The sequence below is a fragment of the Streptomyces sp. MnatMP-M17 genome (assembly GCF_900091995.1).
Lineage (GTDB): Bacteria > Actinomycetota > Actinomycetes > Streptomycetales > Streptomycetaceae > Streptomyces.
The window spans coordinates 1-24,788 of sequence record NZ_FMDK01000072.1 but is presented as its reverse complement, the minus strand read 5'-3'; the positions used below and the strand labels follow the sequence as shown (position 1 = coordinate 24,788).

The window sequence follows — 24,788 nt, the reverse complement described above, 5'->3', positions numbered from 1 at the left end:
CGCGCCCGGTGTGGCGCCGCCGCCGGACGCGCCGCCGCCCGAGGTTCCGGAGGTTCCCGTACCGCCCGAGGCCGCCGTACCACCACCGGAGGCGCCGGAGGTGCCACCACCGCCGCTGCCGCCCGAGGCACCGCCCGAGCCCGCACCGCCGCCGCCCTGGGTGACGGTGGGCTTCTTGTCACCGCCGGTGCCGGTGGCGCACTGCGTCGGGCCCTTCTTGTCACAGGCCTGCGGGAAGGGCGCGCTCTTGGCGAGGGTGTTGGAGCCGTCGGCGGAGAAGGTCGGGTTGTGGCAGTTCTTGATGTTGATGTTCTCGACGTCGACGCCGGGGATCTTGCGCACCTGTTCGAGCCCGGCCTCGACGAGGTTCACCGGCAGCGGGGAGTAGCCGAGGTTGTCGACGTGCTGCTGTCCCTGGCAGAGGAAGTAGTACGCGAACGCGCCGAGCGTCTTGCCCTTCTGGGCGTTGAAGTTGGACTCCACCTTCGTCGGCACGATCATGTAGCTGTAGCTGGACAGCGGATAGTTGCGCCTGTCCTTGCCGTTGTAGACGTTGTCGAGGATCTGGGTCAGGTACTTCGGGGACGAACTGTTCTTCTCGATCTGCGCGTTGAGCAGGGCCACCGCGACGTTCTTGGCGGTCGGCTCGGTGTAGTAGCCGGCCGCGTTGAGCACCTTCACCACCGGAAAGCTGGTGGTGTAGACGGCGTACGAGTACTCGACGTAGGTGATCGTGCCGATGTTGCCCGCCTGGGCGACATAGCCGGAGACACCGTTGGAGCCGGACTGGGCGACGAAACCGCCGCCCGGCACCAGCGGGTAGTTGGAGGTGGCGCCGCAGGGCGTGCTCCGTCCGGCCTTGGCGCAGTAGCCGTTCCAGATGGACGGGTACTGCTTGCTCATCCAGGTGGTGAGCTGGGCCGTCGTACCGGAACCGTCGGAGCGGACCACCGGGACGATCCTGCGGGCCGGGAGCGAGGCGGCCAGGGCCGGGTTGTCGGCCTTGATCGCCGCGTCGTTCCACAGCTTGATGCCACCGGTGAAGATCTTGGCGAGGACCTCGCCCGACAGCCGCAGATTGGTCACCCGCTGGTTGCCGATCTTCAGGTTGTACATGAACGACGTACCACCGGCCACGATGGGCATGTACGCGTACTTGCGCGGCGGCGGCGAGTCGACGACGCCCGAGTCCGTGATGCCGTACGGGATCTCGGAGACGCCGTAGTCCACGGTGCCGTTGCGGAACTGGTTGCGGCCGTCCGAGGAGCCGGTGCCGTTGTAGTTGACCGTCATGCCGTACTGCTTGACGTTCGCCCGCCACTGGTCCAGCGCGTTCTGGCTCCAGGTGGAGCCCGCGCCGGAGATCGGTACATAGGTCGCGGCGGCGGCGGGGACGGGCTGGACGAGTGCCAGCAGCACCAGCGTCACAAGGGCGAGGGCCGCCAGGGCGGCGCGGACGCGTGGGCCTGGCAGCGGCGCCGGAAGGGTTCCGGACATCGGGAGACGACTCCTGTCGGTGGGGCGGGGCGGTTCTCGGTGGCTCGGCAGCTCGACGGTGGCTCGGTGGCTCGGTGGCTCGCGCGTACGGGGTGGCCGGCCTGGCGGTCCGTGGGTTGTGGGGCGGGAGGCCGTGGGCCGGAGGCCGGGCGGCGTCCCCGGCCCCGGAGAGGCGGGCCCGGGAGCTCGGTCGCCCGGCTCTGATGCTCGGAGCTCAGGTGCTCAGTTGCTCCATCGGCCCGGTCGGTCCGGGTGGCTCGGGTGGCCGGTCCGTGTACGTACTCCCGTCGGGCCGTTCCACATACGTCCCTCCGCCCGGCCCGGTCTTCTCCCGTCCGCCCATCCGCTCGGCGTCACGGCGCGAGGCGAGGACCCGGCGGTGCGTCTGACGCCGGGTCAGCTCTCCGGGACCGCGTCCGCCGATGATTCTGGCGACGACGAAGAGCAGCAGCACCAGTCCCATCAGCAGCGCCGCGGAACCGAAGCCGCGGGCGATGAAACTGGGCTGCGGGGACCGTACGAGCTCGAAGGTGGCCAGCGGCAGCGACACCTGCGGGCCGTGCAGCGGGTCGAGGTTCATGTCCGTGGTGTATCCGGCGGTGAGCAGCACCGGAGAGGTCTCGCCGATACCGCGCGCCGTGCCGAGGATGACGGCGGTGGTCAGCCCGGAGCGCGCGGTGGGCAGTACTACGGTCCACACGGTCCGCCACTGGCTGGCGCCGAGCGCGAGGGACGCCTCGCGCAGCGAGCCGGGCACCAGCCGGATCACCACGTCGGAGGCTCGGATGATGATCGGCAGCATCATCACTCCGAGGGCGAGCGCCGCGGCGAGTCCGGACTTCTCGAATCCGAGAAGGAGGATGACGGTGGCGTAGATGAACAGACCGGAGACGATCGACGGCAGCGCGGTCATCGCCTCCACGATGGTCCGTACGAACCGGGCGTAGGCGCCGGGGACTTCGCTGAGGAAGACCGCGCAGGCCAGTCCGAGCGGCACGGTGATGGCCAGGGAGATAGCCATGTGCTCGATCGTGCCGGCGATGGCGTGCAGCATGCCGCCGCTGGTGAGCGGCTGGACGGGCCCGGTGCGCGACATGTCGTCGGTGAAGAAGTTGAGATGCGGCAGCGCGGACCGGCCGCGCCACAGCGTGTACGCGACGACGAAGACGAGCGCGCCGACGACCAGCACGGCGAGGCTGTGGATGACGACCGCCGCGGCCCGGTCCCGTACCGCCATGCCGTTCTCGGCGAAGGACACCAGCACGGCGTACAGACCGACGAAGAACAGGTACGCGACGACGACGAAGCCGAGCGGCCCGTCGAACGGCGCAATGCGCGTAAACAGTACAACCGTCAGCCCGAGCGCGCCGGCCAGGGCGCCGAGCAGCGCACGGACGTCGCCCGCGCGCACGGTGGAGGTGGAGCGGCGGACCTCGGGTCTGCCGGTCCCGTCCGGCAGGCCCGGACGGACGGTGAGAGGGACGGGCTCGGCGGCCGAAGCGGGATCGGCGGCGGAGCCGGTGGTGGTGGTGTCGGGCGGCTGCACGGAGGTGGTGGTCCGGTTCATATCAGGCCTCCGTCCCGGCCCCGGAGCGGCTGCGGGCCACGATGGAGGAGGCGACGAAGTTGACGACGAGCGTCATGAGGAAGAGGGCGAGTCCGGCCGCCATCAGCGCCGACATACCGAAGTCGCTGGCGGAGCCGTACCGCAGGGCGATCAGCGAGGAGACCGAGTTGGTGCCGTTCTCCAGGATCCGCGGCTGGATGACAAAGGCCGGCGAGATGATCATGTAGACGGCGATCGTCTCGCCCAGCGCCCGGCCGAGACCGAGCATCGTGCCGCCGATGACACCGCCGCGCCCGAAGGGCAGGACGACCGTCCTGATCACTCCCCAGCGGGTCGCGCCGAGCGCGTACGCGCCCTCGCGCTCACCGACGGGCGCCTGGAAGAACGTCTCGCGCATCACCGAGCAGGCGATGGGCGTGACCATGAGCGCCACCACGATCCCGGCGATGAACGTCGAGGAGGTGTAGACGGTCGTGGTCGCGAGCGGGTCACCCGGGTCTGCGCCGTTGACCTTGAAGATCGGGATCCAGGAGAAGTACGTGGCGATCCACCGCGACAGACCCACGATGTGGGACTGGAGGAAGAACGCGCCCCAGAGCCCGTAGACCACGCTGGGCACCGCGGCCATCAGGTCGATCAGGCTGACCATGGTCCGCCGTACGCGCCGGGGCGCGTACTCGGAGATGTACAGCGCCGTGCCCATGGCGAGCGGCAGCGCGAGGGCGATGGCGACGAGCCCGATCAGCACCGTGCCGGTGAGGACGGCGGCGATACCGAAGTGATGGGAGTCGGGCTCCCAGGCGGAGGTGGTGAGGAAGGAGCCCTTGGAAACGCGCAGGGCCTCCCAGGCCCGGTAGCCGAGGAAGGTTCCGACGAGCAGCATGATGAGGAGCACCACACCGCCGCTGCCCCGGGCCAGCCCGCGGAAGAGCTGGTCGGGCAGGCCTGCGGAGCGCTTGATCGCCCGTGGCTCGTCCTTCGTACCGAGAGCGGGTGCCGTGAACGTCATCGGGCACCCGCGCCTGCGGTACGCGTCTTCGGGAACTCCGGCAGGAAGCTCGGCGGCCGGTCACCGGGCGGGTGCGGCATACGCCTGGCCGAAAGAGACACCAGTCCGGGCGCGAGCTGCGCCGCGGGCACGGCCTTCACGAAGTTGGCGAGGCTGTAGTGGCACTCGCGCTGGCGCTGGTACGACCGGCCGGCGAGGGCGACCGAACGTCCGTCGAGGTCGAGCCGCCAGATCCAGAGCCCGGTCGTCTCGGAGACGGTGACGACCGGCCGGGCCCTGGACATGCCTTCGCGCAGTGTCTCCACGGCGGCACGACAGGCGACCAGTCCGGGCTGGCTCTCCCAGCCCTGACCGAGACCGCGATTGTTGGCGCCCAGCAGACGCCACACCACCGAGACGGTTCCCGTCTCGGTATCGGTTCTCGGTACGAACAGAAAGCGCGGGTGATTCATGGCCCAGCCCCCCTCCCGGGCGCCCTCCGGCGGCCGGCAGATATTGGCCGATTCCCATCACCGGCCGACCTGACCATCACGGAGCCCGGAAGAGCGGCGGGCACGCATGCATGAACACCGGACATCCGAAAAAAGAACGAGGTGTGCAGGCACCGCGCAGGCAGCGGGCATCAGTCGATCATCACGCGCCGAGGACGCGCGGAGCCGGCCTGGCCGCGTCGAGCGGGAGGCAGGTTCTGCTTGTACCACCTCACGGGGTTGTACGTCACTTCTGTCTCGGCTTGGATGGCGCTGATCCGCTCCGGCCGACGCCGCTGTCCGCCGGCCGCGCCACCGCCCGTACCGCACCTCCGCCGACGTACCTCACCTCCATCGACCCACCGGACGAACGGACCATGCAGCCCGATTCCCCATGGCGGTTACCCGACTTCCGCGCGCTGTTCACCTCAGTGGCCCTCAGTCAGCTCGGTACCAATGCCGGCTATGTGGCCGTGCCGCTCATCGCCGTCTCCGCGCTCGACGCGAGTCCCGGTCAGGTCGGGGCGCTGGCCACGCTGAGTACCGTCGCCTTTCTGCTCATCGGTCTTCCGGCCGGAGCGTGGGTGGACCGGATGCGCCATCGGCGCGTACTGATCGCGGCGGATCTGACCAGGGCCCTGGTCTTCGCGACCGTGCCGGTGGCCTGGTGGCTCGACAGTCTTACGCTCGGCCATCTCTATCTGGTCGTCCTGCTGAGCGGCTGCGCCACCGTCTTCGCCGACGTCGGCTCGCAGAGCGTCCTTCCGCAGCTCGTCGGACGTGAGGGCCTGGTCCGGGCGAACGCCGACATCAACACCCTCATGGCCGCGGGCAATGTGGCGGGCCGCGGCGCGGGCGGCGGACTCGTCACACTGCTCACGGCACCGGTGGCCGTGCTCTTCACCGCCGTGTCCTACCTCGGCTCCGCCCTCGGGCTCACCGGAATCCGCAGGACTCCGGCGCCGCCCTCGCCGAGTCCCGGCCAGGCCACCCGGCTCCGGGCACAGATCGCCGAGGGCCTACGGCATGTCTTCGGCAACGGCGAGCTACGGGCCCTCGCGCTGACCGCGGCCCTCGGCAACTTCGGCTCGCAGATCATCAACACCATGCTGCCGGTCGTCTTCGTCAGGGAACTCGGTTACTCCGGAGGCGCGTTGGGCCTGTTCTGGGCCGTGGGCGGAGCGGGCCTGCTGCTCGGCGCCCGCTGCGCCCGGCCCGTCGCCGCCCGGCTCGGCTACGGCCGCACTCTCGGTATCGCCGGTCTCTGTCTGGCGCCCGCCGGGCTGCTGGTGCCGCTCGTCGACCACGGGCCCTGGCTCGTCGTGGCCGGGACCGGCTGGCTGCTGGCCATGTTCAAGGTGGGCATGGACAACGTACTCGGCGTCAGCCTGCGCCAGCGAATGACCGCGCACTCGCTCCTCGGCCGTATGAACGCCACCTTCCGCTTCCTGCTCACGGGCGCGCTCGCCATCGGCGCGGCGGTCTCCGGCGTGGTCGGTGAGCTGACGACCGTTCACACCACGCTCTGGGTGGGCGGCGCCTTCCTGGCGACCGCCTTCCTGCCGGTCTTCTTCTCGCCGGTCCGCACCCGACGCGCACTGCCGGAGCAGCGGACGCAGGACACGCCGGCACGGAGGGAACCTACCGCCGCGACCGAGCCCTGCCCCGAACCCACATAGCCGCGGGCGTTGATTCATGCGCGGGCGTACAGGTGGCGCGCAGGGTCGGAATTAAGTCAGTCGCTTGCTTTACTCCAGCAAGGACAGTTAACTGATCACGTACTCAAGGCAGGCCTCAAGGAGGATGCGCGATGGGTCATGACGAGAGTGATCAGGTGCTCAGCTGTCCGCTGCCCGGAGCGACCGCGCTGGAGCCTCCGGCGGAGTGGGCGGACCTGCGGGGCAGGTGCCCGGTCGCCCGGGTGAAGCTGCCCAGCGGCGACGAGGCCTCACTTCTGACGCGCTACGACGACGTCAAGCGGGTGCTGTCCGATCCGCGGTTCAGCCGTCAGCTCGACGCCCCGGACGCCGCGCACGTTTCGGCCAATGAGTCGGGCGGAGTGTTCAACAGTTCACTGGCGGGTTCCATCCCGCAGACGGGCGAGGGACATCAGCGGTGGCGGCGGATGCCCACCCTGCACCTCGCGGTCCCGGCGCGGGATCTGCGCCCGGTGGAGGGCCTCGCCGTCGGTGGACCGCGTGAACTTCCTGTGCGGTGGTGACGGTGTCGGGCAGGGTGGTACGGGCGGAGCGCGGCGACGCGACGCGGGAGCTGATCCTTGCGACGGCGGAGCGGCTGTTCGCCGAGCACGGTGTATTCGCTGTTTCCAACCGCCAAGTCAGTGAAGCCGCAGGGCAGGGCAACAACGCCGCTGTCGGCTATCACTTCGGCACGAAAGCGGATCTCGTACGGGCGATCACGCGAAGACACGCCGAGCCGACTGAGCGGCTGCGCCTGCGGATGGTGAACGAGATCGGTGGTTCCACGGATGTACGGGACTGGGTGGCCTGTCTGGTGCGTCCGGTGACCGAGCATCTGGCCGCGCTGGGCAGCCCCACGTGGTACGCGCGGTTCTGCGCGCAGGTGATGACCGATCCGGCCCTGCGCGAAATCATGATCCAGGAGTCACTCAGCGCGTCCTCGCTGTACCAGGTCCTTGAAGGGCTCGACCGGTGCCTTCCGCATCTGCCCGGCGAAGTACGGGCCGAGCGCGGCGACATGGCCCGCCAGCTGATGGTGCACATGTGCGCCGAGCGGGAACGCGCGCTCGCCCTGGGCGCCGCGACGCCGCGATCGAGCTGGCACGACGCCGGGACGGGTCTGATCGACGCGCTTGTGGGGCTGTGGCTGGCTCCCGTCTCACACCCTTGATGCGTTTGCGACCTCCCATGTTCTTCACCGAACCGCGGCAGGCGGAGATCGAACCGCACAATCGCCGACACTCACCGGCCCCACGCCCGCGCCGCGCTGACAGACACGTACCGCGTACCGCACTGACACCCAACCGCGGGAAAGCCGCGGACACCCCCCTTGGAGCACTCGATGACCAGTACGGTCCATCCTCCGGTCAGTGAAAGCCCGTCCGGAGTACCGGAGTTCCCGATGGAGAGGGCGGCGGGCTGCCCGTTCGACCCGCCTCCGACCGCGACCGCGAAGCAGAAGGAGGCGCCGCTCGCCAAGGTCCGGCTGTGGGACGGCAGCACGCCGTGGCTGGTGACGCGGTATGCCGAACAGCGGGCCCTGCTCTCCGACCCGCGAGTCAGCGCCGACATCACCCGCCCCGGCTACCCGAACGGCGCACCGCTCCCTCCCGGCGGCGGATCCATCAGCTTCATCCTGATGGACGATCCCGAGCATGCCCGGCTGCGGCGCATGGTGACCGCTCCCTTCGCCATCAAGCGCGTACAGGCGCTGCGGCCGGCCATCCAGAAGATCGTCGACGAGCTGATCGACACCATGCTGGCGGGCCCGAAACCGGTCGATCTGGTCGACGCGTTCGCCCTGCCCATGCCCTCCCTGGTGATCTGTGAACTGCTCGGAGTCCCTTACAGCGACCACGACTTCTTCCAGGACAACAGCAAGATCATCATCAACCGGGACACCGAGCCCGAACGACGCGTCGCCGCCATGCGGGCGCTGAACACCTATCTGGACGAACTCCTGGCCAAGAAGCTCGCCGCACCCGCTGACGATTTGCTGTCAGGGCTGGCCGAGCGGGTGAAGGGCGGGGAGCTGACGCGGCAGGAAGCGGCGCAGATGGGTGTGCTGCTGCTGATCGCCGGACACGAGACCACCGCCAACATGATCGCCCTCGGCACACTCGCCCTGCTCGAACACCCCGAGCAGCTCGCCCTCCTGCGCGACAACGACGACCCCAAGCTGGTCGCTTCGGCCGTGGAAGAGCTGCTGCGCTACCTCAACATCGTCCACAACGGCCGCCGTCGCGTCGCCCTCGAAGACATCGAGATCGCGGGCCGGACCGTCCGGGCCGGCGAGGGCCTGATCATGGCCAACGACATCGCCAACCGCGACCCCGACGCCTTCCCCGAACCCGACCGCCTCGACCTCACCCGCGACGCCCGCCACCACATCGCCTTCGGCTTCGGTGTCCACCAGTGCCTGGGCCAGCCCCTGGCCCGCCTCGAACTCCAGATCGTCTACAGCACCCTCTACCGCCGCATCCCCACCCTCCAGCTCGCCACCGACCTTGACCGGATCCCCTTCAAACACGACGGATCCGTCTACGGCGTCTACGAACTCCCCGTCACCTGGTAACCCACCGCCCCCGCCGAAGGAGACCCCGTGAAAGTCACTCTCGACCAGGACAAGTGCGTAGCGTCCGGACAGTGCGTCGTCGCCGCGGCCGACGTATTCGACCAGCGCGACGAAGACGGCATCGCCGTCCTCCTCAACCCCAACCCCACAGCCCAGCAGGCCGACGACACCCGCCACGCCGCAGCCGTCTGCCCCGCACTCGCCATCCACATCCAGGAATGACACACCGTCCGGAGTGACGCCCCCGGGCTCGGGGACCAGTCTCCTCGCTCTCCGGCGGAACGGGGAGACTGCGACGCCCGGTTCATCACTTTGCGTGACTTTCCGTGACGCGCCGTCGTTCCGGGTGCCATGGTGGAGCCATGAAGATGATCAGGGCTCTTACCGCAGCGACCGTCACGGTGGCCGCTCTCCTCACCGGACCCGCCGCGCCCGCGCATGCGGCGCCGTACTGGAACAAGAACGTCAAGTGCAAACAGACCGACCCGGAGGGCAGGGTCATTCCCACCCGCGTGGGCAACCATGAGCTCGGGTGGAATCACTTCTCCGGCAAGCACAACATCAGAAAGTGCGCGATCGTCAACGCGGCTCTCGCCGGTAAGGTCGACAAGAAGAACGGCGCCCGGCTCGAATACTGGGGCTATGCGATCAACGGCAGCCGCCGGGTGCCGATCGTCGTCATCGTCCAGTACGCGCGTAAGACATCCGACGGGCGGTACGACGCCGGCGCCGGGCAGAGGATCGGCGTCATCACCGCCTACTGCAAGGGCACGAACAAGTGCCCCAACTGGATCAACGAGTGACATCCATGGATGAAGAGATCGCGGAGCAGCAGGCGGACATCACTCGTCTGCTGCTTCATCACATCCACGCACCGCTCATCGGCACCCAGTACATCCGGGGCATCCTGCCCGTGCCGCCGCCCGCCGAGGCCATCCGGATCGTCACCGGCACCGGCCCCGACCACACGCCGGACCGACTGACCGCCTACGAGATCCCTCTGCGCATGGGCGAGGATCCGGTCATCGCGGGCGAGATCACCGGCATTCTGCGCACTTTGCACACCGGTACCCGCCTCTACTCCAGCGACAGCGTCAGCACCGTGATGAGCATGACACTCGTCCAGGTGGACCTGGAGACCGTGGACGGGACCGCCGCCACTCCTGACGACAATGCCCTGATCATCCTGCGTGGCATCGCCTGCCCTTTCACCGAGGAACAGCCGGACCCGCGCCTGCGCGGCTTCCTGTTCCTCGACCAGGACCGGCTGCGTCTCTATGTCGACACCGAGAACATCCCCGGCGTGATCGCCGCCGACGTCCGCCCGTCCGGCGCCATCACCGCCCTGCTCGCGGCCCTGCCGTCCTTGATCACCGAAAAGGAACGCATAACGCCGGCCGACACCGATCCCCACTGCTCCCACCTGGTGGACCTCACCGACTGGTAGGAGAACGCCGGAGGCCGGCGAGACCAGGCGTCACTATCGGCGAGGCGCGGCTCGAACGGCCCGACCACCGCGCGGGAGATTCGGCGGGACCGCTCCTTCAGCCCAGTGTGATCCGGGCCGCGACCGGCAGGTGGTCGCTGCCGGTGGCGGGCAGGGTGCGGATATGGCCGACGGTCGCCGAGCGGGCCATGACCTGGTCGATCCGGGCCAGCGGGAAGGCGGCGGGGAAGCTGAAGGCGAAGCCTCGTTCCGCCACGTTCATCCGCGAGGTCAGCGGGGCCAGCGCACGGTCGTCGACCGTGCTGTTGAGGTCGCCCAGGAGGATCACCGTTCTCAGCTCCTCGGCGGCGACAGCCTTGCCCAGCAGGCCGACGCTCTCGTCGCGCCAGGAGGACGCGAGACCGCTCGCCCGGACACGGACCGAGGGCAGATGCGCGACGTACGCGGCGATCTCGCCGTGCGGCGTATGGACCACGGTCCGCAGACCGCGGCTCCAGGCCTCCGCGATCCCTTGAGGTTTGATGTCCAACAGCCGGGTGCCGGTCAGGGGATGCTTCGACCAGAGTCCGACGGTGCCGTGGACCGTGTGGTACGGGTAGTCCGGCGCGAGAGTCTCCTCGTAAACCGCCAGCGCAGGACGCACCAGCTCCTCCAGCGCGATCAGATCGGGCTCGGCGTCGGCCAGGGCGCGGGCCGTGCCCGCCGGGTCGGTGTTCTCGTCGCTGACGTTGTGCTGCACCACGAGCAGGTCGTACGCGCCGGGCTCCGCCACGGGCAGGAGCAGCCCGCCGAAGAGGTACGTCCAGGCAGCCACCGGCAACAGCAGGGCCGCCTGCGCGACGGCCGAACGACGCAGCAGCGCCAGGCCGAACAGCACCACGACCACCAGGCCGAGCCATGGCAGGAAGGCTTCCAGCAAACTGCCCAGGCCGCCCACGGAATTGGGGACGGCCCGGCGAAACGCCAGCAGCCCGGCCGTCAGCACCGCAAGCACGGCGAGCACCCGCCCACGCGCCCAGACCGACCGCGCCCTCGCCTCGCCCTTCACCGTCGGCGTCGCACCTCTGTCCGCCCGCACCTGCTCCACCATGGCCTCCCGTCCACTTGACCTTGTCCCTCAGGACGAGTCACCAGGTGAATCAGTTTCCGGGACGGCGCACCCGCCGGTCTCGTCACGCGTTGAGTACGCCCGCGCCCAGGAGCCCGAAGAGCGCCATGCCGATGACGACGCGATAAACGACAAAAGCATTGAAGGAGTGCTTGGCGACGAATTTCAGCAGCCAGGCGATGGAGGCGTACGCGACGACGAACGACACCACGGTGCCGACCGCCAGAGGCAGCGCGCCCACTCCGCCGCCCGTCGCGTCCTTGAGTTCGTACAGTCCCGCACCGGTCAGGGAAGGGATACCGAGGAAGAAGGAGAGACGCGTCGCGGTGACCCGGTCCAGATCGAGGATAAGACCGGTGGACATGGTCGCGCCGGAGCGGGAGAACCCGGGGAAGAGAAGCGCGAGGATCTGTGAACTTCCCACCAGCATCGCGTCCTTGAGCGAGGTGTCGTCCTCACCGCGCTTGTGCCGCCCTATCTGGTCGGCCGCCCACATCAGCCCGCTGCCGACGATCAGTGACCCGGCCACCACCCACAGCGAGGCGAGCGGCCCTTCGATGAGCGGTTTCGCGACCGGGCCGACGATGACGATGGGAATGGTGGCGTAGATGACCCACCAGGCGAACCGGTAGTCGTGATGGTGCCGCTCCTCGCGATCGGCCAGACCACGCCCCCACGCGGAGACGATCCGCACGATGTCCTTGAAGAAATACGTCAGAACCGCGGCGATGGCACCGACCTGGATCACCGCGGTGAAAGCGACGACCGCTTTGTCGTCCACCGGAATGTCCATCAGCCCTTCGGTGATCTTCAGATGTCCGGTCGAGGACACCGGCAGGAATTCGGTCACCCCTTCCACAATGCCGAGAACGACGGCCTGTCCAATGCTGATGGTGCTCAATTGTTCCGTCCTTGGAGTGTGGTCGACGGGTGCGGCGTGCGGCCTCCGCCGTACGTGACGGCCGACATCACGGGCCGGCGGGCATGCGTGGCAAACTCATGGAAGGCCGCCATCTTCTACGCGCGCGTAGAAGATGAATGTGACTGTAGAGGACGGACGAGGAGGCAGCCAACCTTGGACACGGATGAGCCCTCCGGGGCGTATGAGGCGGACCGCCGCCTGGCGAACGGCAAGCGCGAGGCCGAAGTGCTGGCCGCGCTCCGGTCGGCGCCGGGTCCGCTCACGCCCCGGGAAGTGCTGGAGCGGATGGGCGGCGGCCTGTCGTACAGCACGGTGGTGACGATCCTCACCCGGCTCCACGACAAGGACGTACTGGCCAGGGAGCCGCGTGGACGGGCCTTCGCCTACGCGCCGGTCACGGACGAGCCGGGATTCGCCGCCCGCCGGATGCACCAGGCCATGAAGGAGGTAACGGACCGCGAGAGCGTCCTGATGCGATTCGTCGACGACCTGTCCGCCGTCGACGAGAAGCTGCTGCGCAGGCTGCTGGACGCCGACCTGGATCTGGACCGGGCCGATCCGGATACGGGAGAGGCAGACCCGGAACCAGGACAGTAGGAACCGCCACAAAAGCAACCTTGTCCGGTTCTTGGATTGGCACGTGGCCGGGTACGTGGCAACCCGGCCGGTACCGCATGCACGGTCTGATCCGCCTTTACGCCGCCGAGCGGCTCAGCCGATGGCCGACCAGACGGCCGTCATAGCGTGGTTCCGCGCCGAGTACGCCTGCCTGCTCGCCGCGCCCACCGCGCTCACCGTGCCGCCGATCCATTGCGAGCGACAGAGCCGACGGAGCGGCTGTCCGCGGTGTGTTTCTGCGTATGTGACATGTGCCGGTATTCGCCCTCGGCGGCGATGAGCTGACTGTGTGTGCCGGCCTGCACGACGCGTCCGTCCCTCATCACCAGGATCTGATCGGCCTCCCGGACGGTCGAGAGCCGGTGGGCGATGATGAGGCACGTTCGTCCGCTCAGGAACGGTCGGAGGCTCTCCAGCAAGGCGCGTTCCGTGATGTTGTCGAGTTGGGACGTCGCTTCGTCCAGAACGACGATGCGGGGTGCTTTGAGCACCAGCCGGGCGATGGCGAGCCTTTGGCGTTCGCCGCCCGAAAGATTCACTCCCTGATCGCCCAGTACGGTGTCCAAGCCGTTCGGGAGCCGTTCCACCGCGTTCCATATCTGCGCGACGCGGCAGGCGTCGACGATGTCGTTCTCGTCCGCGAGAGGGCGGGCCAGCTGGAGGTTCTCCCGGACGGTGCCGTGGAGGAGAAAGGCGTTCTGGGTGACGACACCCACCGTGGACCGCAGCGATCGCAGTTGCGTACGGCGGACATCCTGGCCGCCGACCTCGATGCGACCGGAACCGATGTCCCAGGACCGGGTCAGCAGATGCGCGAGGGTGGACTTTCCCGCACCGGAGTGGCCGACGACACCCACCGTCGTCCCCGGCGCCGCCTCGAACGTCACTCCGCCCAGTATCTCGCGCGGTGTCCCCGCGGGGACGGTGACGGCGGCGCGGGGAGCGGACTTCAAGGAGGCGAGTCCCGTGGCTGTCTCGTGGGGGTAGGCAAAGGTGACGTCGGTGAACGTCACCGACGTGCCCGGCACGGGTTTCGCGTCTTCGTGCTCCACGATGTCCGGGCTGTATCTCATGATCTCGCGCACACGCTCGAAGCAGACCTCTCCGGCCGCCAATTCGAGTCTGCATCCGGGAAGGGCGGTGAGCGGCCCGTAGATCCTGGCCAGAAGAGCGACCATGGCCACCATGGTGCCCACGGTGAGGGAGCCCCGCGCGACCAGGACGCCCGCCGCCGTGTAAACACCGGTGGTGACGAGCGCGACAAGCAGCGTGAGCGCCGCGCCGAGCTTGCCGTCCAGGACCGCGCCGCGCACGGTGACGTCCCGTAACCGGTGGACGTGCTGCCGGAAGCGGTCCGCTTCACGTCGCCGGTCACCGTAGAGGCGGATGATCTCCGCTCCTCCCGGGCTCAGCCGTTCCGCCGCCATCGAGTCCAGATCGGCGGTCGCGGCCAGTTGCCGGCGCGTCAGGACGCGCAGCGTCGAACCGGAACGCGTGGTCAGGACATGGAACACGGGTGCGAGGCAGAGGACCGCGAGTGCGACACGCCAGTTCAACAGGAGAATCGCCGCGCCGGCGACTACGAGTGTGACAAGCGCCGACACCACCGTGGCGAGAGTCCGTGTGACGAGGTCACGCACTCCTTGGACATCGCCGTGGAGACGCGAGACGATCGCCCCGGCCCGGGATCCGGCGAAGAACGCGGCCGACTGTTCGTGCAGGTGCTCGTACAGATCGGTCCGCATGCGGGCGGACACTTCTTCCCCGAGCCGCGCGAGCATCCAGCGTTCGGTCAAGGCGGAGCCCGCGGTCACCGCTCCGGCGGCGAGCAGGGCGCCGCCCAGGGCGTAGACGCGTCCCGTGTCCCCGGGGATCGCACCGTCGTCGATGAGCCGCTGGGTGAGGAACGCGGGCAGTACCGCCAGCACCGCGTTGCCGGTGATCAGAGCAGCGGCGAGAGCGATGCGCAGGCGGAACACGGCGAGAAAGGTGGAGAGCCGTACGTAGTCGTCGCGCGCCATGGACCTTTTCCTCGGGAGTGGATGCGCCGGTGTGCCGACGGGCGGTGTGCCGACGGGCGGTGTGCCGACGGGCGGCAGGCCGAAGCCCGGCCGCCCGTCGGCGGGCCCGCTCATGTCAACGGGCAGAGCGACTTACCTGGCCGACTTACCTGGCCGACTTACCTGACTGTCTACCTGACTGAGCGTCAGCCACACGCGAACCAGGACACGTTGGACGGGCGGTTGTTGCCGCACGACCAGAGACTGATGTCGCTGGCCATCGGAGCCGCCTCGACCGATTCCTCGGTGGATTCCATTCCTTGCAGGTCGTACAGACTCATATCTCTTCCTCCATGTCGCCTCCGGTGAGGAGGCACTTCTCCGGGGCCGGTCGGTCCCGGAAGCTGAGTGCGGCCGGTTGCCGCGGTCGTCCCGGCGGGAGTCGTCACAGTCACGGCTGGAGTCATCACAGGAACGGAAGGCATGCCGGCTTTCCCGCATGGCGCACACCGTGCGCCGCGGCGAGGGCCAGCAGCACTCCGGCACCACCGGACGCCAGGTCCATCGACAGACGCAGCAGTTGATCGCCCGGGAAGGCGACGGCATCGCGCCAGCGGAGTGTGTGCCAGTTGAGGCCCAGCATCTGGCGGACCACGCTGTCGTCCTCCAGAGGCAGCTGATCGCCATGCCGAGTGGCGTGGAAGAGCAAGGGCCCGCAGCGGCCGTCGAAGAGGCCGGAGAAGACGTAGAAGTCCGAGGAGGCCGCTCTTTCGGCGCCGCGCAGCATGTCCTGAAGTGCCGGATCAGGCGTGCTGCGCAGATAGCGCCGCAGCGCGAAACCCACGCCCACACTCCCGGTGCTGAGATAGGGGACGGTCCGCCATCCTTCGTTGACGTGCAGTACACCGGCGGCGTCGGTCACGCATCGGCGCAGATCCTGTTCGAGAGCGATCCTGGCCGCGGCCCGATAGGTTTCGCGTCCGGATGCCTCGAACATGGCGGTCAGGAACACGGCCGCTCCGGATGAACCGTGCATCAGTCCCGCCCGTGCGCGAGTGCTGCCACCGCTCACTTCCGGCAGTTCACCGGCGGCGACGACACGGGAGCCGACAAGGTCCGCGAGGTGTTCGGCCTGTTCGCGGTACGTGGGCTCGCCCGTGCGCTCGGCGAAGGCCAGACAGTTCAGCCCGATTCCGGACAGTCCCGAGAACAGGCTGCTGCCCAGCCCTTCGGTGCCCGCGCCTTCGGTGCCCGCGCCGGAGGCCCGCGCCAGCAGTCGGACGGCCTCCTCCTGACGGCCCAGCTCCCACAGAACGTATGCCATCCCGTGAAGCCCGTTGTAGAACCCGGGCGGGATCGGCTCTGTACGGTCCTGGGTCCGCCTGATCAGCCACTCCTCACCCTCTTCGTAGCGAGAAGCGCCGCTGGCCCGCAAGGCCCACAGCACTCCTGCCGCGCCATGGGCCAGGGACAGACCGCCGCCCGCCGTGAACTGCGCGATGTCCCCGGGAAAGAGACGGTCGGTCCGGCCGGGGGACGCGCTCGCGTGGACGGCGGACGCCAGGGAGTCTCTGAGCTCGGCCCACTGGGACGGGTCGGCCTCGATCCGAGGGCTGGGCAGCCGCGACCGCCTGCTGTTGGCCGCCTTTTCGCCATTGCCACCGGCCTCCTCACCATTTCCACCAGCCTCTCCGAGAGTCGCCACCGCATTGTCGAAGAGGCGGCGATCGATGGAAAAGGTGTCGGCGATCAGGTCGGCGAGATGTTCGGCCTTTCTCCGGTCGAGCCGGATGAGGGTGGTGAGAGGCACATACAGGGCAAGCTGCAAGGCGGCCAACGCGTACGCATCGGCCTCAAAACCCTGCCGGTCGGCCGGAGCACCAAATCCAGGATGCTCCAGACTGTGGCGCCGGGGAGTGTCGACCGGCCAGCTCACTTCGAAATCGACAAGCACGGCCCGTATGTCGGCGCCTTCTTCCACCACCATGACATTGAAGGGATGCAGATCGCCGAAGACGATGCCGCGTTCGTGGACCGCTCGCAGGGCCGTCGATACGGCGTCCCACACGCGCTGTGCCCAGCGGCCGTACTCGGCGAACCGGCCCCGGGCCTGGACCGCCCCGCAGATCGGGTTACGCTGCGCATAGAACTGGTTGAGAGGGATCGCGTCGACAAATTCCTCGACGAGGAACTCGTTCTCTCCGAAACGGCAGTAATCCACCAGTTCGGGAACGCAGGCAAGCCCGCGCAACCGCTCCAGAACATCCCGTTCATTCCGCAGCCGGGCAACGGCATCTCTGCCGCCGGCATCAAGGCCGGCATACGGACGGGCTTCTTTGATGATGAGCCGGCGGCCCGATGTGCGGTGCTTGCCCTCGTAGACACCGCCTCCGTTGGAGAAGTGAACGGCACGGACGATCTCGTAAGGAAACTCGTCAACCTTGAGTTCAGCGCGCCGTTCCAGCTCCGGCTGGAGGAACGGAGGCGGGGACACCCAGTCGGGCAGCCGGAATACCGGTCCGCGGGTATCCGGCTCCAAACTGCCCGAAGGTGTCTCTATACCGGACTGGACAACGCCGTTCGCGTCGACGTACTTGCGCTCGAGAAAAGATCCGTAACGGACGTAGAGCGGTCCGTCCTTCCAGCGCAGATCACTGAGAATGTACGGGCCCTGCTCACCGTCCAGCATGGCGCCGAGCCCGTCCAGGACACGAAGCAGCTCCGCATCGCCGACGGGATACAGCGTGGCGAGTTTGCCGCTGCCGGCCCGGTCCGCGTACTTGGAGTTCTTGAGCATGTATTCCCGCAGATCGGGAACGAGTTTGAAGGCGATGCGATGTGTGGTGCAGTAGTCCCACACACGGGACGCGACGGAGTCGGCATTCGCCACGGCAGCCGACACATGGACCTTCCATCCCTGGGCGGGCAGGGTGGTCGTGGAAGGAAGATAAGTGATCCAGACGCCTCTGCGTCGGCGTTCCCAACCGGACGGGAGCGGAGAGCTGTGAACGGACAGGTGGTCCGATTCACTGATGCCGGAGCTGAGTTGATCGTAGAAGTCGTGATCGCTCAGACAGAATTCCTGGTATCGCGGATCCATAGCTCCCTCAGCCGTCGGTTCGGATCGGGCAAAGCGGCGCCAGTGCGCCGGATTCTGACCACCGGTGGTGCCGCAAGGAGAAAACCGGTCCGGCCCCGGAACCGGACCCGGACACTCCATCGTCCTGACGACAGCGAATGAGATCCCGAACGGCGCCTGGGCCCTCACCCGTATCGCGTGCCACTCACTGTGCACGGGGGGCATTGGCGAAACCTTGCCCAAACCTTGAATCGCCTGTCCGGACCGGCGATACGGAGTCGCTCTGCTTACCTGGCCATCTACTTAGTCATCTACTTGGCGATGGCGGCGACGGGCTCCAGGGCCAGTCGCGCGTAGTGGTCCTGTCCTTGTCCCACAGCGCGTACCGTCGTTGCCGTCCCGGGTGCCCTGAGCCGCGGCGGTGGAGGCGGCGATACGGGTCCGGGTTACGGCTGGTCTGACACGGCGGCTGGGCCGCTGCGTACAGCGGGCCGCGGTTCGTGACTCCTGCCGGTTCGTGACTCTTGCCGGTTTCCGGCAAGGAAACAGACGCTGGAATTGCCGGTGCCGTACCCACAGCTCGCGAAAGCACGGCTTGCGAAATCCGGTCAGGGTACGGTGCAGCATTCCGCTGTCCCGCTCCATCGATGAAGGAAGCAACAGAACCCGTATGAGATCCCGCATGAGACACCGATACGTTTGGGGAACCGCCGCCGCAGCCGCGGTGGGACTCTCCGGAGCACTCGTACTCCAAGGAGTGACCGGGCAGTCCGAGGACAGTGCCGCCGGTCACGGCGCGTCCGATCCCGTCAGGCCTCATGCCCGCACCGCACCGCTGAAGACGGCCGACAACGGCAGCCGCGCGAACCTCAAGCAGCAGGACACCGAGCCGTTCAGCATGCTCGGCATCACCTGGACCGACCCGTCGGCCCGAATAACGGGAACGGTCGAAGCACGTACGCGTTCGACGGGCTCCGGCCGGTGGTCCAACTGGCTGCGGCTGGACGGCGACAGCGGACAGGGTGAAACCGGCGGGAAGGGCTCAGCCGGCGGGAAGGGCGGATCCGCGGCCCTGCGCGGAGGCACCGAACCCGCTTGGGTGGGCCCGTCGGACGGTGTCGAAGTACGGATCACCGCGGGCGGAAAGACGACCAACGGGCTGCCGGCCGGACTGCGCCTGGACATGGTCGACCCCGGCGAGAACGCACCGGGCAAGGGCGCATCGGCCGGCATGGAACCCGCCGGGTTCCATGCCGACACCGCCGACACCGCCGTCGCTCTGGAAGACCCGACGCCGTCGGCCGATACCGGCGGCCCCGGTGCCGAACCCTCCACGGACATACCGCCGAGCGACGGGCCCACCGCCTCCCCCACCGAGACCGGGACAACGACGGCTCCGACAACTCCTGCGACTCCGACGCCTCCGGCTCCTTCGGGCAGCACGCCGGGCTCGTCCGCGCCCTCGTCGGCCCCGCCGTCCACGAGCCCGAGCGCCACGGCACCCACGCCTCCGTCGTCCACCGCGCCGCGCCCGACGATCACTTCACGCGCGGCCTGGGGAGCGGACGAGTCGATCAGCCCTGAAGAGCCGAGTTATCTGCCGGGCGGGAAGATCAAGGCGGTCGTGGTCCACCACACCGCCGAGAGCAACGGCTACACATGCGCCGAAGCCCCGGCCGTCGTGCGCGGTATCTACGCGTATCACGTCAGGCAGTTGGGCTGGAAGGACATCGGCTCAACTTCCTCGTCGACAAGTGCGGCACGATCTACGAGGGCCGCAAGGGCGGTGTCGACCTGCCGGTGATGGGGGCTCACGCGTACGGCTTCAACTCCGAGACCACCGGTATCTCGGTCCTCGGCACATATACCGATGTCGCGCCGAGCGAGGCCGCCATGGTCTCCGTGGCCAGGATCGCGGCCTGGAAACTCGGCCAGTACGGTGTGAGCCCGAGCGGCACCACCACGCTCACCGCGGGTGCGGACGCCACCAACTACTTCGGCAAGTCCTGGTCCGCGGGCGCGCAGTTGAGCTTCCCGGTCATCCACGGCCACCGCGACGGCTACAACACCCAGTGCCCGGGCAACCAGTTGTACGACCGGCTGGCCACCGTACGGAGCTGGGCCACGGGACCGGTCACCGGCCTTGCGATCAAGTCCGTCACCGGCGCCGGCCTCTCCGGTACGACGTACTACACGCGGGCCGGGATCACCGTGAACTGGTCGGCCACCACACCGGCGTCGCTGATCTCGAAGTACGAACTGCTCGTCGACGGCAAGACCGCGGCCACCACCGCGGGCAGCACCACCTCGGCGAAGGCGACGCTGGCGGTGGGCACGCACCAGATCCAGGTACGCGCGACACACCAGTCCGGCAAGACCGCCGTGTCCGCGATCGCCACGGCCGTCGCCGAGACGACGGCGCCGTCCTTCCCCACGAAGCCGAACCTGTCGCTGCGGACCGGCACGGTCAACACCACAGCCGTTCCCGTCAAGCTGAGCTGGAAGGCCACCGACAACGCCGCGCTGAAGGAGGTCAGACTGACCGCCCCGCTCGCCGCCACGTACGGCCCGACGACCACCAGCGCGAACCACACCAGCAAGTCCGGCGCGGCCACCTCGTGGTCCATGACGGCCTATGACCACGCGGGCAACAGCGCCACCTCGTCCGTCGCAGGCACGCCGGTCATCCTCCAGGAGACCGCCGCCACCAAGTCCGGCACCTGGACCACCAAGTCCTCCACCAGCTACCTGGGCGGCAAGTCCTACTCCAGCTCGGCCAAGAACGCCTCCCTGAGCTGGACCTTCACCGGCCGCTCGGTCGCCTGGGCCGTCTCCCGGGCCTCGACCTCCGGCCAGGCCCACATCTACATCGACGGAACCAAGGCGGCAACGGTCGACCTCAAGTCACCGACCACCAAATACCGCGACGCACTGTGGACCAAGACCTGGCCCACCTGCGCGAAGCACACCATCAAGATCGTGGTAGCCGGCACCACAGGCCGCCCGGCCATCACGACGGACGGCATCGTGTACCTGAAGTAGCCAACGCCACCCCACAGCTCCCCGGACCACCCACCAGCGCTCCGGGGAGCTGTGGCCCGACTTGATGACGGCGCGAACCAGCCCACTTCGCCAGAAGGGCTGCGGCATGGCGGGCGATGGGCTCGGTGACGGGCTCGACGACGAGGCGGGAGAGAGTCCACTCCAGGGCAGGGCGATTGATCCGGGGGTGGACCACTTCCACGAGAGTGGCGGCGGAGGTGATGACCCGTAGGTCGTCGGCACGGGCGAGGGCGAGCCAGGCGGTGACCGCGCGGTCGCGCAGGACGGCCTTGGCCAGCCCCTCGCCGTCGAGGACCAGAGTGCCGCCTGGCACGGCGGGCGAGCGACTCACCCGGCGTCCGCCCCACCCTGCGCCTGATGCCGACGGGCCTGCTGAAGCTGATCGCGCAGAGCCTGGACTTCCTCGTCCGTGACGGGTCCGTGCTCAGCCTCCGCGACCGCGATGAGGTCGTTGAGGTTGTCCCGCTCGATCTGCCGCGCGACGGCCGCCGCGACGTAGGCGGACAGCCCGGATGGACCGCTGCGGGCCACATGAAAAAGACCCTCTGCTCAGCGTTCCCGCTGGTCAGAAGGTCCATCCGGAAGTGCCCCCGGCAGGATTCGAACCTGCGCACACGGCTCCGGAGGCCGTTGCTCTATCCCCTGAGCTACGGGGGCGTATCGCTGTGGTGGCGACGGGTGAAACCCTACCAGCTTCGGTGGGGTGGCTGTGAACAGGTATTTCCGGGGCGGTGGCGGGGTCAGGCCGAGGAGCGTTTGGTTCTGGTGGGGGCCGTCTTCTTGGCGGGCGTCTTCTTCGCCGTGGTCTTCTTTGCCGCCGTCTTCTTCGCCGGGGTGGTCTTCTTGGCGGCGGTCTTCTTGGCGGCGGTCTTCTTGGGCAGCTCGGTCACGTCCGCGACCTCGCTCTCGTCCCCGCGTGCCTGCTTCGCCGCGCGCACGCTGTTCTCCAGCGCCGCCATCAGGTCGATGACCTTGCCGCCGCCGGCCTCCGCCGGTGCGTGTTCCGGTGCCGGTGCGCCCTCCGCCTTGGCGGCGATCATCTCTTCGACCGCCTCACGGTAGTCGTCGTGCAGCGAGTCGAGTTCGACCGTGCCGAGAGTGTCCATCAGGGCGTCGGCCAGGTCGAGTTCGACGTCCCGTACGGTCACCTCGGCCTCCGGCGCGACGCCCTCCGGGGCGCGGATCTCGTCCGGCCAGAGCAGGCCGTGCATCGCGATGACGTCGTCGACCACCCGCAGCATGCCGAGCCGCTCGCGTCCCCGCAGGGCGAACTTGGCGATGGCCACCCTCTTGCTGCGTTTCAGCGCCTCACGCAGCAGGGTGTACGGCTTGGCGGCCGGGACGCCGCTCGCGGCGAGGTAGTACGCCGCGTCCATCTGGAGCGGATCGATCGAGTCCGCCGGCACGAACGCCACGATCTCGATCGTCTTCGCCGTCGGCAGCGGCAGCGCGGCCAGGTCCTCGTCCGTGATCGGGATGATCGAGCCGCCCGCCTCCTCGTATCCCTTGCCGATGTCGGCCGCCGTCAGCTCCTTGCCGTCCAGTTCGCAGACCTTGCGGTAGCGGATACGGCCGCCGTCCTCCTTGTGGATCTGGCGGAAGGAGATGGAGTGGTTCTCGGTGGCGTTCACCAGCTTGATCGGGATGCTGACCAGCCCGAAGGAGATCGCACCGTTCCATATGGATCGCACGTTCCATCCCTTTCATCCGTTAATCGTGAGATTTATGGGATTCTCATCGTATGACGCCGATCACAGTGGTGGACGGGCGGCGCCTCTCTCTCAGCAATCTGGAGAAGGTGCTGTACGGCGCGACAGGCACCACCAAGGGCGAGGTCCTGCACTATTACGCCCGGACGGCGGGCCCTCTCCTGGCCCATCTCGCCAACCGCCCGGTCTCCTTCCTCCGCTACCCGGACGGGCCCGGCGGCCAGGTCTTCTTCACCAAGAACCCACCGCCCGGCACGCCCGGCTGGGTACGCGTCGCCGAGGTGCCCAGAAAGACGGCGGACAGCGGCAGGCAGGTGGTGGTGGAGGATCTGCCGACGCTGATGTGGGCGGCAAATCTGGTCGTGGAGTTCCATACGCACCAGTGGCAGGCCGATACGCCCGGCTACGCCGACCGGCTGGTCTTCGACCTGGACCCTGGCGCGCCCGCCACGGTCGTGGAGTGCTGCGCGGTGGCACGCTGGCTGCGCGAACGGCTGGGCGAGGACGGCCTGGAGGCCTACGCGAAGACCTCCGGCTCGAAGGGCCTCCATCTCCTGGTACCGCTGGAGCGCGCGCCGTCGGCCGATGTCTCGGCGTACGCGAAGGGCCTGGCCGTCGAGGCCGAGGCTGCCCTGCCCAAGCAGGTGGTCCATCGGATGAGCCGCTCGCTGCGCCCGGGAAAGGTCTTCGTCGACCACAGCCAGAACGCCGCGGCGAAGACGACCGCCGCGCCCTACACCCTGCGGGCCCGGTCGGAACCGACGGTCTCCACACCCGTGACCTGGGACGAGATCACGGACTGTACGGCGGCCGAGGAGCTGGTCTTCCGGTCGGCGGACATCGCTGCGCGGCTGGAACGGTACGGAGACCTCCTCGCCCCGCTCCTCGATCCGGGCCACGCCGGGCCACTGCCGGAGACATAGCCCCACCCAGTGGTGTGGCGCGAGCCACCACTACGCGAGCCACCGCCACTACACCGACAGCCATGTGTGGCGATCGCGGGCCGTCGCGTACAGGGCCTCGATGTCCGCCGGTTTGAGTACGCCTCCGAGGGACGCCAGCGTCGAGATCTCGGTATCACGCAGGATCCGTACGTCCGACGAGGACGGCACCGCGTCCAGCCGGGACGCCTCGGCCACGGCGAGGACCGGGCGTACGGCGGTCGCCAGGGCGAACGAGGCGCGCTCGGCCGCACGACGGGCCCAGCGGAGGTGAGGCTGCGGTTGGGCACGGCCCGTACGGACCATGGGATCGGCGATGCGGACCCGCCGTCCGCGCGCGGCGACGGTACGTACGGCCAGGACGCCGGCCGGGCCGATCGCGAGATGGTCGATACGGGCGCCGACGCCGGCCCCGGGGAGCGGTATCGAGTGCAGCACCCGCCAGCCCGCGGCCTCCAGACGGTCGAGATGGTCGCCGAGGAGTTGTTGGGCGAGGAGTTCTCCGTGCCGCGGGTCCCTGCGATGTGGGTCCCTGCGATATGGATCGCCGCGATGTGGGGCCGTCGGCCATGTGCTCGGGCCCCATGTGCCGGTACTCCATATGCCCACGCCCCAGGTGCCCCGGCGGAACCACCTATGCCGTTCGGGCGCCGGAAACGCGTCCAGTTCCGCGTGGAGCGCCTCGCCCGGACGGTTGGGCGCGAGGTCGTCGTCCGGGTGGAGGGAGAGCCGGTCCAGATCGGCCGGTGTCGGTATCGGTGGCGGTCCGACCGCCACCTCACCGGTGATGTACGGCGCGAGGGCGGCGAGCACATCCTCGCGTGCCGCGCCCGGGAGCACACTGATCCGCCCACCGGCCGCGCCGTCCGCGTCGGCGGCGCCGTCGTACCAGGCGACGGCCGTGCCGTCCGGCAGGCTCACAAAGAGCCGGTCGCGGCCCCGGACACGGACCGGCGTGACACGTAATCGGATCGTCATGCCACCTCACCCCCACTGCCACCATGGGAACAGTCACCGGCCCGCGGAGGCAATAGGTCACGCCGGCTGCCGACTGCCGCCCGCCGCCACCCACCCACCCGCCCG

22 protein-coding genes, 1 tRNA gene and 1 pseudogene are annotated in these 24,788 nt (G+C 68.6%); 10 read left to right on the top strand and 14 right to left on the bottom strand.

Annotation, left to right across the window (positions count from 1 at the left end):
• From GA0115259_RS03900 to GA0115259_RS03885, 4 genes are all read right to left on the bottom strand, one after another.
• Positions 1-1,497: phosphate ABC transporter substrate-binding protein PstS (locus GA0115259_RS03900; protein WP_093590824.1), on the bottom strand; the 1,497-nt coding region annotated here is incomplete at its 3' end.
• 214 nt (positions 1,498-1,711) lie between these two features.
• A complete protein-coding gene (gene pstA / locus GA0115259_RS03895) occupies positions 1,712-3,064 on the bottom strand; it encodes a phosphate ABC transporter permease PstA (protein WP_093590821.1) in 1,353 nt (450 codons plus the stop codon).
• A gap of 1 nt (position 3,065) precedes the next feature.
• Positions 3,066-4,073, bottom strand: a complete 1,008-nt coding sequence (gene pstC / locus GA0115259_RS03890) for a phosphate ABC transporter permease subunit PstC (protein WP_093590818.1) — start codon at positions 4,071-4,073, stop codon at positions 3,066-3,068.
• Positions 4,070-4,525, bottom strand: a complete 456-nt coding sequence (locus GA0115259_RS03885) for a hypothetical protein (RefSeq protein ID WP_093590815.1) — start codon at positions 4,523-4,525, stop codon at positions 4,070-4,072. Before GA0115259_RS03885 ends, pstC begins: the two co-directional genes overlap by 4 nt.
• A 395-nt stretch (positions 4,526-4,920) precedes the next feature.
• Between GA0115259_RS03885 and GA0115259_RS03880 the strand changes: the two genes are divergently transcribed.
• From GA0115259_RS03880 to GA0115259_RS39980, 7 genes are all read left to right on the top strand, one after another.
• Positions 4,921-6,222 (top strand): MFS transporter, encoded by a 1,302-nt coding sequence (locus GA0115259_RS03880; protein WP_093590836.1) that lies wholly within the window; start codon positions 4,921-4,923, stop codon positions 6,220-6,222.
• Between the two features lie 131 nt (positions 6,223-6,353).
• Entirely contained in the window at positions 6,354-6,764 is a 411-nt protein-coding gene (locus GA0115259_RS42570) for a cytochrome P450 family protein (RefSeq protein WP_176732422.1), read from the top strand.
• Positions 6,765-6,766: 2 nt separating this feature from the next.
• On the top strand, positions 6,767-7,414 hold the full coding sequence (locus tag GA0115259_RS03870; RefSeq protein ID WP_093590833.1) for a TetR/AcrR family transcriptional regulator: 648 nt from the start codon (positions 6,767-6,769) through the stop codon (positions 7,412-7,414).
• A 171-nt stretch (positions 7,415-7,585) separates the two neighbouring features.
• Positions 7,586-8,818 (top strand): cytochrome P450, encoded by a 1,233-nt coding sequence (locus GA0115259_RS03865; RefSeq protein ID WP_093590812.1) that lies wholly within the window; start codon positions 7,586-7,588, stop codon positions 8,816-8,818.
• Positions 8,819-8,845: 27 nt separating this feature from the next.
• Positions 8,846-9,040, top strand: a complete 195-nt coding sequence (locus GA0115259_RS03860; protein WP_093590809.1) for a ferredoxin — start codon at positions 8,846-8,848, stop codon at positions 9,038-9,040.
• A 146-nt stretch (positions 9,041-9,186) separates the two neighbouring features.
• Entirely contained in the window at positions 9,187-9,621 is a 435-nt protein-coding gene (locus GA0115259_RS03855) for a hypothetical protein (protein ID WP_237539744.1), read from the top strand.
• 5 nt (positions 9,622-9,626) lie between these two features.
• Positions 9,627-10,265 carry a hypothetical protein gene (locus tag GA0115259_RS39980; RefSeq protein WP_176732421.1) on the top strand — a complete coding sequence of 213 codons (639 nt, stop codon included), beginning with the start codon at positions 9,627-9,629 and terminating at the stop codon, positions 10,263-10,265.
• Positions 10,266-10,362: 97 nt separating this feature from the next.
• Here GA0115259_RS39980 and GA0115259_RS03845 read toward each other — a convergent pair whose 3' ends face one another.
• Positions 10,363-11,355, bottom strand: coding sequence for an endonuclease/exonuclease/phosphatase family protein (locus GA0115259_RS03845; protein ID WP_093590806.1), 993 nt, complete (start codon positions 11,353-11,355; stop codon positions 10,363-10,365).
• An 82-nt stretch (positions 11,356-11,437) separates the two neighbouring features.
• Entirely contained in the window at positions 11,438-12,274 is an 837-nt protein-coding gene (locus GA0115259_RS03840; protein ID WP_093590803.1) for an undecaprenyl-diphosphate phosphatase, read from the bottom strand.
• Positions 12,275-12,448: 174 nt separating this feature from the next.
• On the opposite strand from GA0115259_RS03840, the gene GA0115259_RS41470 reads away from it, so the two are divergent.
• Positions 12,449-12,892, top strand: a complete 444-nt coding sequence (locus tag GA0115259_RS41470; protein ID WP_237539743.1) for a BlaI/MecI/CopY family transcriptional regulator — start codon at positions 12,449-12,451, stop codon at positions 12,890-12,892.
• Between the two features lie 194 nt (positions 12,893-13,086).
• Here GA0115259_RS41470 and GA0115259_RS03830 read toward each other — a convergent pair whose 3' ends face one another.
• The 3 genes from GA0115259_RS03830 to lanKC all read right to left on the bottom strand — a co-directional run bounded on the left by GA0115259_RS03830 (position 13,087) and on the right by lanKC (position 18,013).
• Entirely contained in the window at positions 13,087-15,048 is a 1,962-nt protein-coding gene (locus tag GA0115259_RS03830; protein ID WP_093590800.1) for an ABC transporter ATP-binding protein, read from the bottom strand.
• Between the two features lie 71 nt (positions 15,049-15,119).
• Positions 15,120-15,254 (bottom strand): SapB/AmfS family lanthipeptide, encoded by a 135-nt coding sequence (locus tag GA0115259_RS39975; protein ID WP_161230276.1) that lies wholly within the window; start codon positions 15,252-15,254, stop codon positions 15,120-15,122.
• Between the two features lie 125 nt (positions 15,255-15,379).
• The gene (gene lanKC, locus GA0115259_RS03820) at positions 15,380-18,013 is read right to left on the bottom strand and encodes a class III lanthionine synthetase LanKC (RefSeq protein ID WP_202449635.1); all 2,634 of its coding nucleotides are present in this window, start codon (positions 18,011-18,013) and stop codon (positions 15,380-15,382) included.
• Positions 18,014-18,674: 661 nt separating this feature from the next.
• Here lanKC and GA0115259_RS03815 point away from each other — a divergent pair.
• A pseudogene (locus GA0115259_RS03815) lies at positions 18,675-21,034 on the top strand (peptidoglycan recognition protein).
• Here GA0115259_RS03815 and GA0115259_RS39970 read toward each other — a convergent pair.
• From GA0115259_RS39970 to GA0115259_RS03795, 4 genes are all read right to left on the bottom strand, one after another.
• A complete protein-coding gene (locus tag GA0115259_RS39970; protein WP_256097895.1) occupies positions 21,003-21,386 on the bottom strand; it encodes a PIN domain-containing protein in 384 nt (127 codons plus the stop codon). The pseudogene GA0115259_RS03815 and the gene GA0115259_RS39970 sit on opposite strands and share 32 nt — an antisense overlap.
• Positions 21,383-21,586: a CopG family transcriptional regulator gene (locus GA0115259_RS03805; RefSeq protein WP_256097894.1), complete on the bottom strand. Its 204-nt coding sequence runs from the start codon at positions 21,584-21,586 to the stop codon at positions 21,383-21,385. The genes GA0115259_RS39970 and GA0115259_RS03805 overlap by 4 nt, the downstream gene beginning before the upstream one ends.
• 54 nt (positions 21,587-21,640) lie before the next feature.
• Positions 21,641-21,712: transfer RNA gene (locus GA0115259_RS03800), tRNA-Arg, on the bottom strand.
• Positions 21,713-21,795: 83 nt separating this feature from the next.
• Entirely contained in the window at positions 21,796-22,746 is a 951-nt protein-coding gene (locus GA0115259_RS03795; RefSeq protein ID WP_093590791.1) for a non-homologous end joining protein Ku, read from the bottom strand.
• Positions 22,747-22,796: 50 nt separating this feature from the next.
• On the opposite strand from GA0115259_RS03795, the gene ligD reads away from it, so the two are divergent.
• Positions 22,797-23,687 carry a non-homologous end-joining DNA ligase gene (gene ligD / locus GA0115259_RS03790; RefSeq protein ID WP_093590788.1) on the top strand — a complete coding sequence of 297 codons (891 nt, stop codon included), beginning with the start codon at positions 22,797-22,799 and terminating at the stop codon, positions 23,685-23,687.
• A gap of 48 nt (positions 23,688-23,735) precedes the next feature.
• Here the strand turns inward: ligD and GA0115259_RS03785 are convergent, their stop codons facing one another.
• Positions 23,736-24,683, bottom strand: a complete 948-nt coding sequence (locus tag GA0115259_RS03785; RefSeq protein ID WP_093590785.1) for a nuclease-related domain-containing protein — start codon at positions 24,681-24,683, stop codon at positions 23,736-23,738.
• Positions 24,684-24,788 lie beyond the last annotated feature (105 nt).